The sequence below is a fragment of the Cognatundibacterium oligocarboniphilum genome, from assembly GCF_013377855.1.
Classification (GTDB): domain Bacteria; phylum Pseudomonadota; class Gammaproteobacteria; order Burkholderiales; family Burkholderiaceae_D; genus Undibacterium; species Undibacterium oligocarboniphilum.
The window spans coordinates 1-7,962 of record NZ_JABXYJ010000019.1 but is presented as its reverse complement, the minus strand read 5'-3'; the positions used below and the strand labels follow the sequence as shown (position 1 = coordinate 7,962).

The following is a 7,962-nucleotide window of genomic DNA, read 5'->3' as shown; positions in this document are numbered from 1 at the left end:
CGCGCGTTGTCATCGCTAATCCGAATATGGCTATTTGTGCCCAACCCCCAAAAATGTAAAATTAGCCCAGACTAGCGTTTAAAACACAGGCCCGTTTGATGATTTCCATCCAAAATTTTGGGTCAGTTAACATCGTTCTTTTACTTTTTTGGGGGAAACTTTCCCTTCTTAGGCTGCATTTCCGCGTGCTCTTTCACAGTGTTGAGCCAATACGTCGGATCTGAATACATCGCCACCAGTGCGTCAATATCAAGCTTGGACGAATTCGGGCTGAATTCGAAGGTGCCAAATAAATTGATATGCTGCCAGGCAATCGGCGATATCCGACGCATAAGTTCAATCGCCACTTCATCGTTTGCTGCCAGCTTCTGCTCGTAGACACGCGACAGCAACAACGTATTGTAATAAATGACAGCGTTCGCGATTAGCCTGGAACATTCGTTCCAGATTTGCTGCTCTTCGTCAGTGCGCACCCGAAACTTTCCACCGTTTACGTAGGCAACCGCGCGCCTGAAACGGTGGTACGCTTCCCCTCGATTCAAAGCTTTCTGTACACCCTGTCGTAAGCCCGGATCGTCAATATATCTCAGTACATACTCAGTAAAGCACAGATTATCCAGCTCCCATAGTGCTCGCTTGGTGGAGTTTTGACGCGTGTAACTTGCCAACTTACGAACGATGGTTGACTGTGTAACGTCTTTTTGCGCGAGTGACACCAAGATTCGTTGAATGTTGGGCCACTCCTGGATGATCAGATCGTCATACACTTTGCGACAAGGCTTGATTAAGGCGTCTCCATAATGGTTCGGGTGCTGAAATCCAACAATTGACTCCACCTTCTTCGGAAAGTTCTTATACCTCGGCGCGAATTCGTACTCGAACGAGCGCAAGATGATGAAATTAACCTGGTTCGTGCCGTGAGTATCCGTCGAATGACGTTCCGGCCTGATATCCGATGTGTTATTGTAAAGCAAATCAAAGACGTAATGGCTTTCATGCTCGTGAGTGCCGATGATCTTGGCATTGACCGGCACGTGATTGGCCACGAGCGTGATGCTGCTCACTCCCTTTTGCAAGCCGAAATATTTTGGGGAATGGCGTGCGTTGATCGTGTTGATCTGGGTTTCGATGCGCTGCCCGTCGCTGCTCGAATGCATTTCCTCGCGGATGTCGTATAAGTGGAACGCCGGCAACTTAGCAATCGCGTTGGTGATGGCATCGTTCGCCGCTCGCAGCGTCTCCGGCCGGAGGAAATTGCGGGAGGTCGACAGCAACGACGCGTGACTCATGCCGGATACCTCGGCCATCCGCCAGAGTCCCATGTTTGTGCCCATCGCGACAATGCACGCCAGTATTTCGCGCGGGTCAGGGTCATGTTTCACGTATCGATCCAGAACGTGGGTGAATCCAGATAAAAAATCGGTTTCACTTGCGACAAACCACAACAGATCGGCGACACCGATACCCGGTAATTGACTATAAAACGGGCTATTGACCGACTCTTCTATGGCCGGGTAAAGCAGATTCCATTTGCGTTTTTCGCGATTTCCCTTGAGCTTGATATGCTTGTTCTCGCCGTCGTCAATACGTTGATTCACGCTTGCAATAAGTCCCTCGATCGATTCATGAAACGCCGCCAGCGTGTCCTCGATTGGTGCGTTAAGGATGGGCAAATTCACCTCGCGCAGCACAGCGTCTCTGTTGCGCCATCTGTCGTCGCTGATCAAGTCGTCTTCAAAGCGACGAAATTCCGTGCTTTTTTGGACAAACACGTCGCCCGCCTCCAATGCATTGCGCAGCAAGCGATAGACAAAGAATTCGAATTTATCCGGATCCAGCACCTTTTTCCTGCGATCGCTCTCTAACGGAACGTACAGGTATCGCTGCATGTGTTTAGGAATAACATCAGTGGGAAATGTCGCGGGGTCTGTTTGACGCGGCGACTTGTCACGTTTAAACAGATCCTGCAGAAATTCGATTGCATTCACCAGCGGCGCGTTTTCCACCCGGCCAGCGAACTCCAATCCAGCAAATAAATGCCGTAAATTTTGTTTAAAAGTCTTCGACAGGGTGCCGTAATATGCCCACTCAAATGCGGCCTTATCGAAGGCGATCTTCTTCATGTAATCCGACACAATCGGAAATTGTTCGCGCTCAAGCAAGGCAAATGCCTTCTGTCTAACATCCGAGAATGGCACTTCCGGCAGAATCGAATCGTCTACGAACAGCTCCAAGACTTGCCCCGCCGCCTTCAGGCTTTCCAGCGCATCATCAAGCGCTTTCTGCATTGCGGCCTCTGCCTGGGTCTTGGCCTGCTTTTCGTATTGATCCACCAAGTGGATGAATGCGTCGGTGAGGTTGTCGTTAATTTGGCGGAAGCGCTGATACGCGAAACACAGGAGATACAGCTGAGCGCTCGATGCTTGCATGCGTTGCAGTTTGTAGACCGTGTAAAACTTCACCAGCGATCCGTAATATTTGCTGCTTTCTTGGGAGAGTCCGGCTGACACCAAAAACGTCGCGGCGAAATCATGTAGTGGTTCGAAAAAGTCACGACGTGCGACTTCACGGCGCAGTTCGCCATAGGTGAAGTCTTTGGCTTCTCTTTTCAGGGCGCTAATATTGTAGACTTGTTCGTCTGCTTCCAGGAGTAATCTGAGCCGTTGCCCAACTTCCGGAGTCAGCGCTTCACCGAGAAGACCGATAATGCGGGTTCGCTCGCCCGACACAACGCGACCAACAATATCTTGCAGCGACGTATAGGAAGGAGCGACAATGCGGCCGATGGTCAACTGCTGCAGCATCTCTCGAAGGATGTATACCGGCTGTGTCGACAGCATGGCGATGCGTTGTGCCTTGGCTTCAAGCTCTGACCTTTCCGCTGCACCGCAAACGCGGTATTGGAACAGATCAAGCACAGTTTTTTGCAACATGCCACGAGTCGGGCGAGACGGCAGCTTGAAGTCTTCCAATTTCCGGTTCGGGAAATAAAGCTCGGCCACAAAGCGTAAATCGTCTTGTACGCCCCGTGTATCGAACGAAAAGAACTGGCGTTTGGCTTTGAAGTAGCCCAGTTCCATTATGAGAAAGGCCGCCACTGATGCGGTCTTGATTGCGCCGGCTGCCTCCTTCTCGGCGGGACTCAGATCGAAATACAGCAAACGATCATCGTCTGTAAATTTCGGCAGGCCGTAGAGGTCTTCAATTTCCTGATCGCTGAGGATCAACAGACGATGGGATTCGTTTGCCATTCTGAAAATGGTAGTGGAGTTGCCAAAGATTAAAGAAAATGCCTGCGACTGTCAATTGTGCCGCCCTCGTGAAATGACCTATGATTCAAGTCATGAATTTCACACTCGACACAAATTGCATCATCGACTTGGAAGACTCGCGGGAAAACGCACCGTCTGTGCGGGAGTTGGTGGCACTCCAAGGGCGTGGTGGGATCAACATCGCGATTTCAGCTGTCAGCTATCGGCGCATCCGAACGTCAACGCAATGGCGGTTATGCCTCCAACTTTGCGGAATTTAAAGCGAAACTGGAAGGTGCCGACCTCGGCGCAGTGCAATTGCTCAAACCTCGCGGGTATTGGGGCATTACATTTTATGATTTCTGCCTCTGTGCGTCGCAGGCAGATCTGCTCGAACAGAAAATTCACGAAATCCTATTCCCGGACAAGGAATTTCTATGGCTAGACTATGCGTACGCCCGAGGCTTGCCGCCGGAAAATCTAGATCAACGTTGGCGCAACGCCAAGTGCGATGTGTTGGCGCTCTGGTGCCACATTCATTATGATGGCGACGTTTTCGTTACCAGCGACAAAAATTTCCATGCTCAGACGAAAATAGACAAACTTCAGGCTCTGGGCTCCGGAAAAATTCTTTTTCCAAAGGATGCACTTGCCTTGGCCACGGCTTCTTTAGCCGGCAGTACATCCGGCTAACGAATGCATTCTTTCTCCAAACCATTCAGATATTATTGGCCTTCACTCGCGCCGACCAGGCGGTCAAAACTAACGCGAATCATGGTTCGGCATCCGTCGACGCTGCAGTTAGCAAGGTCGCGGGCAATGCGCTTTCGATACGCCGCCTGACGAACGGATCGGCACCCTCAACATAGCGCATCGCCGATTGCACGTTCTTCCAGCCGACGTATTCCATCAGCGTCTTCAAGTCCCAGCCGTTGGCAGCCGCCCAGTTCGCAAAGCCACGGCGCAGCGAGTGACCGCTGTATTTCAGCGGCGAATCAATGCCAGCATCGGTAAACAGCGATCGTAGCAATGGAATCAGGCTGTCGGCGTGCAATCCCTCATTTCCCAAGTGCCCCCAACGGTCGACCGAGCGAAAAGCCGGGCCGCCCGTGATACTGGCCAACTCGATCCAGGCGCAGTAGGCCTCAACCGGGCACAAGGTCGAGAGCGCAGGCACCTTGAAGCACGTACCCTTAAGTTGTCTGTCTCCTTTGGTTTGCGGGAAATAACATGTCATACCTTCGCCGGATACCACGTCAACATAATCGACTTCCAGGCGCGTCAACTCATCACCACGAAACCCGCGCCAGAAACCGAGCAGCAGAATGGCTTTGTTGCGAACGTGCCGCAGTTCGTCACCCTGTCGGCCGGTGGTGCGAGCGTTCTCGATTGCCTGCTCAAGCCAGGTCGTGACTGCCTGAAGTTGCTCCATTTGCAGTGGTTTTGCGCGTTTTTCTTGTGCGGGATGCAGCGCTTGAATACCGCGAAATACTTTACGTACAATAGGAGCCTTGGTGGGATCCGGGAATCCCTGTGTGATATGCCACTGTGCGAGTGCCGCCAGACGTTGACGCAGTGTATTGATGGAAAGCGACTCGGCATGATCGGCCAGATAGCGCGCCACACTGTCTGTCGTTGCCGGCAGAAAACCACCCCATTCAACCTCAAAATGGCGCACGGCAGACTGATAGCTGCTGCGCGTGTTATCCCGTGTCGCCGCGTGAACGTATTGATCGAGTTTGCTCATGATGATTACCAGATTTGCGTTTGGGCACCGCTTCGACGAATTTGCACTCACGAGATAAATATATTCCTAAATAATACACAACGCTCTCGGATTTTGTGACGGATCTGAACTGCATGTACTTCACTCTGATTAATGGGGACGCGTTTTTCCTCAAATTTTACGATTCCACCAACCGCCACCCAGCGCCTGGAACAGCGCTGCAGAGTCGGTATAGCGAGCCGCCTGATTTTGCAAGCGAGTCAGCTTCGCTTGCTGATACGCCTGCTCCGCCGCCAAAACCGGCTGCATGCCGACGAAGCCGGATTCAAATTGATGTTTGGTCAGATCGGCGGTTTTTTTAGCAGATTTCTCGGCATCGACGGCCGCTTGCAAAGCCTTGGCATCCGCATCGATCGCAAACAGGCTGTCGGCAACGTTCTGAAATGCCGTCAACACCACACTGCGATATTGCGCAGTTGCCTGATCGAGTGCGGCTTCTGCGGCGGTCTGCTTATGTTTGAGCGTACCAAAATCGAGTAAGGTTTGCGTCGCGCCACCGGCCACGCTCCAGAATTGATTCCCTGCGGAGAACATATGGCTGAATCCCGTCGATGTACCGCCCAGATTACCGGAAATCGAAAACTGCGGCAGGCGGTTAGCGATCGCTACCCCTACCTGCGCACTGGCCGCATGCACCAGCGCTTCTGCCGCACGTACGTCAGGACGTTGCTGAATCAGTGAAGACGGCAAGCTGAGCGGTAACTCCTGTGGCAAAGTCAGTGTTGCCAAGTCGATGTCGGCGATCTGGCTGTCCGACGGAAATTCGCCGCACAGCACGGCCAGCATATCTTTGGTCTGATCGAGTTGCTTTTGCAAAGGCGGCAAAGCCAGCCGCGCTTGCGCTAGCGCCGTCTCCTGCGCAGAGATATCCAGCCCGGAAGAGAAACCGAGCTTAGCCTGCTGCGTCAGCATCGTCAGCGTCTTTTCTGCTGCGGCGATGATTTCCTCATTGGATTTGATCTGCGCTTGTATCAGCGACAGTTGTATCGCATTCGTGACGACATTTGCCGCCAGCGTCAGATAGGTTGCTTCCAGCTGGAAATGCTGTGACTCTTCCTGCGCTACCAGCGATTCAACGGTGCGTCGGTTCAGGCCAAACACATCGGGTACATAGCTGATGCTGAGTTGCGCCGTATGCAGCGTATAGACCGGGTCGCCTGAAGTCAGCGTCGGCGAAATCGTTCCTACCGCATTCCGTTGCCGGTTGGGCGTATAGCTCGCCTGCACCGTCGGAAAGTAAGAGCCGCGCTGGGCATCGGCATTGGCTTTTGCTTGCCGCAATGCCGCCTGCGCGCTTGCTATGCTGGGGTTGTGCGCCAGCGCAGCATCGACCAGCCGGTCGATTTCCGCTGAGCCAAAGCTATGCCACCACTGCGCGGCCACCTCTTTATCCTGCATGAATTGTTGTGCGGCGCCGCCAGCGCTATTCGTCTCATTGGTTTTGCTTAACGGGCGATTGGTATAGGCCGAAACTTTCGGTGCTTCGGCAGCATGATAATCCGGTCCGACCGCGCAGCCGCCGGCAAGCAGAGCGAAGCCTGTCAATACCAGCGATGCCGGTGCCAACCGGAGCTGAGCGTTTATTTTCGATGTATGCAAATCGCGTTTTATAAAAAATGGATATGTCATCTTATTTACCTGCTTTTTCTTCGTTTCCGAACGTCATTTCGGAGTCTTTGCGTGACCATCCCATGACCATCACCTGTAGCGCAGGGGCGACGACCAACAACATGATCGGTCCCAGCAGCATGCCACCGACCACCACCACAGCGAGCGGACGCTGTACCTGGCTGCCAATGCCAGTAGAGATCGCTGCCGGCAACAGGCCGATGCAAGCGGAAAACGCGGTCATCAACATCGGCCGCATCCTTTGCTCAGCCGCTTCGCGCATCGCTTCCAACGGCGCTTTGCCTTCCACGATCAAATGATTGAAATAGGTAATCACCATTATCCTGTATTAATATTAAGCAGTTTTTACCTTGAATTTAACCAGATTACAGTATGTAATTACGTGGTATGTAATATATTACGTAATTTGATGGGGTGATCATGGCCAGAACAGGACTATATAAATCGGAAGTCAAAAAAGCGCGGGATGCCATACTTTCCCAGGGCAGACACCCGTCGGTCGACGCAGTCCGCATCGAGCTGGGAAATACTGGCTCGAAAACGACCATCCATAAATACCTGAAAGAGCTTGAAGAAGACGGCGACCTTCAGGGACGCAAAGCCACTATCAGCGACACGCTGCACGACCTGGTTGAACGTCTTGCTGGCCAGCTGGAAGACGAAGCCAACGAACGGATTGATGACATCGAGAAACAACAGGCAGAGATGGTTCAGACGCATACTCATGCCGTAGCAGCGCTTGAGGCCAGTATCGCTGCTGTCAAAACCGAGCTGATTCAAAGTCATGAAGCGATGGCGCAAGAAAAACAAAGTCACGCGCATACGCATGATTTGCTGCAGAAAGAGACCATCACTCGGTACACGCTGGAACAGCAAGTGGCCGATCTAAAGGAGCGTTTGGCAGAGAACGAGGTACACCGTCTATCGCTGGAAGAGAAACACCAGCATGCGCGCGATGCGCTCGAACATTATCGGGAATCGGCTAAGGACCAACGCGATCAGGATATCCGACGTCACGAACAGCAGGTTCAGCAACTACAGGCGGAATTGCGTCAATTGCAGCAAGGCCTGGTCGTCAAACAGAACGAAGTCACGCGACTCAATCAGGAAGGAGCAAGACTGGTCGCCGATGTTTCTCTGGCGCAAAAGGTACTTTATGATGAACAGGATCGCCGACGGCAGTTGTCGGCCGAGCTGGAGGCATTACGCCCCGTTGCGCAGCGGGTTCCACTCATAGAATCCCAATTGCTAGATAAATCCAAACAGAGGGGTGGCCGGGATTCGTGTAAAAATACT

The 7,962-nt window shown here is 52.5% G+C and carries 5 protein-coding genes and 1 pseudogene; 2 read left to right on the top strand and 4 right to left on the bottom strand.

The genetic code is table 11. From position 1 onward, the window contains the following. Nucleotides 1-140: 140 nt before the first annotated feature. Nucleotides 141-3,251, bottom strand: coding sequence for a Tn3 family transposase (locus tag HV832_RS16960; RefSeq protein ID WP_176805236.1), 3,111 nt, complete (start codon nucleotides 3,249-3,251; stop codon nucleotides 141-143). Between the two features lie 189 nt (nucleotides 3,252-3,440). On the opposite strand from HV832_RS16960, the gene HV832_RS16955 reads away from it, so the two are divergent. Next, entirely contained in the window at nucleotides 3,441-3,944 is a 504-nt protein-coding gene (locus HV832_RS16955; protein WP_176805235.1) for a hypothetical protein, read from the top strand. A gap of 79 nt (nucleotides 3,945-4,023) precedes the next feature. Here HV832_RS16955 and HV832_RS17555 read toward each other — a convergent pair whose 3' ends face one another. From HV832_RS17555 to HV832_RS16940, 3 genes and pseudogenes are all read right to left on the bottom strand, one after another. Continuing rightward, nucleotides 4,024-5,049: a site-specific integrase gene (locus HV832_RS17555; RefSeq protein WP_317889348.1), complete on the bottom strand. Its 1,026-nt coding sequence runs from the start codon at nucleotides 5,047-5,049 to the stop codon at nucleotides 4,024-4,026. A 99-nt stretch (nucleotides 5,050-5,148) separates the two neighbouring features. Then, entirely contained in the window at nucleotides 5,149-6,666 is a 1,518-nt protein-coding gene (locus HV832_RS16945; protein ID WP_176805234.1) for an efflux transporter outer membrane subunit, read from the bottom strand. Between the two features lies 1 nt (nucleotide 6,667). Beyond that, nucleotides 6,668-6,988 (bottom strand): annotated as a pseudogene (locus HV832_RS16940) (efflux RND transporter permease subunit); the annotation flags it as partial. 98 nt (nucleotides 6,989-7,086) lie between these two features. Here HV832_RS16940 and HV832_RS16935 point away from each other — a divergent pair. Continuing rightward, a partial coding sequence (locus HV832_RS16935) for a DNA-binding protein (protein WP_176805233.1) occupies nucleotides 7,087-7,962 on the top strand: 876 nt, incomplete at its 3' end.

Coding starts and splice junctions, on each gene's coding strand:
- HV832_RS16960 (WP_176805236.1), bottom strand. CDS start 3,251: ATGGCAAACGAATCCCATCGTCTGTTGATCCTCAGCGATCAGGAAATT.
- HV832_RS16945 (WP_176805234.1), bottom strand. CDS start 6,666: ATGACATATCCATTTTTTATAAAACGCGATTTGCATACATCGAAAATA.